The 1,526-nt window shown below is 45.7% G+C and carries 2 protein-coding genes; both read left to right on the plus strand.

The features are described from left to right. Nucleotides 1-1,227 (plus strand): IS30 family transposase (locus GPL15_RS22440; RefSeq protein ID WP_252198577.1); only part of this gene is annotated, 1,227 nt, incomplete at its 5' end. Between the two features lie 108 nt (nucleotides 1,228-1,335). Next, nucleotides 1,336-1,526: hypothetical protein (locus GPL15_RS22445; RefSeq protein WP_215700911.1), on the plus strand; the 191-nt coding region annotated here is incomplete at its 3' end.

The raw sequence follows: 1,526 nt of genomic DNA on the forward strand, positions 1-1,526 counted from the left end.
GCAATCGGAACGCTTATTGGAAAGGACCGCACAACCGTTGCAAAAGAAATCAAACGGCATTCCTTTGAAAAGAAGTCCGGTCGTCCCGGCTATCCATTTAATGCCTGCCTGCATCGGACAACATGTAAGGCCAAGAGAATCTGTGGTAGTGCCTGTTCTCATGAATCAGCCTATAAATGTAGTATCTGTCCTCAGTGCAATGAGCTCTGCGGACAGTTCGAGGAAGAGGTCTGCACGATGAGATTTAAGCCCCCATATGTTTGTAACGGCTGCCAGATACTTGACCAATGTACCCTGAAAAAAATGTTCTATGATCCGGCAGATGCCCATATAGCCGCAGAAAAGGCAGTCTCTGAAGCACGATGCGGGATACTTTCCAGCGAAGAGGAGCTTGCGCGTATCAATCGGCTGATCTCGCCATTGATTCGTAACGGGCAGTCTGTTCATCAGGTTTATGAAAGCCATGTAAATGAACTGATGTGCAGTGAGAAGACTCTTTACAATTACATTGACGCCTGCTTGTTCGATGTCAGAAATATTGATTTGCCCAGAAAAGTAAAGTACCGCCCAAGATATAAGAAGCCGGAATTCAAGATCGACCGCGGTTGTCGGATTGGACGTAGCTACAAGGATTTCCTGAAATTCATGGAAGATCATCCAGAGCTTCCGATGGTACAGATGGATTCGGTAATCGGGAGCAGGGGCGGCAAGGTTCTTCTCACTGTTCATTTTGTGGAAAGCAGCCTAATGCTGGCATTCCTGAGGGATTCCAACACATCCCAGTCCGTCATTGATATTTTTGAGGAACTGTACCGAGTCCTTGGAAAGAAGGATTTTTGTCGACTGTTCCCAGTGATTTTGACAGACAACGGGAGTGAATTCTCCAACCCCAAAGCGCTGGAATTTACATCAGACCAGTATCGAAGCAGGCGCACGTATCTCTTTTACTGTGACGTAGGAAGCCCTTATCAGAAGGGGGCATGTGAAGTTAATCATGAACTGATCCGCAGGGTACTCCCCAAAGGTGCCTCCATGGACGATCTGACACAGGAAGACATCTGCCGTATGATGGACCATATCAATTCTTATAAAAGAAAAAAGCTGAACAACCGTACCCCATACGAAACGTTCAGCTTTTACTATGGAGAAGAACTGCTAAGGAAACTGGGATGCCATCCGGTTGCCGCCGGAGACATCGTCCTAAAGCCGCGTCTTCTGAAAAAGTAAACTAAGAACAAGTAAAGGGCCGCCGACACAATTACAAGAGAAATGAGCAGACAGCAGGGGTGGATTCTCCGATTACAAAAAAATCGAGAGGGGATTGACTCCTATTAGTTGTACTTGTTTTTAGAAACCTGTAACGTCATTATAGCTGCATTTCCTGCAAAAAGCAAAGAAAACCGGGAAAGAGCATTACAAAATGGGATTTTTGGTTTTAAACCGGGACTTTTGGTTACAAAAATGGGCTGTTATTTACAACACGGGACTTTTGTAGTACAAACGGGATTCTCGGGCTACAACTCAGC

The sequence above is a fragment of the Clostridium sp. MCC353 genome, from assembly GCF_018785315.1.
Lineage (GTDB): Bacteria > Bacillota > Clostridia > Lachnospirales > Lachnospiraceae > CHH4-2.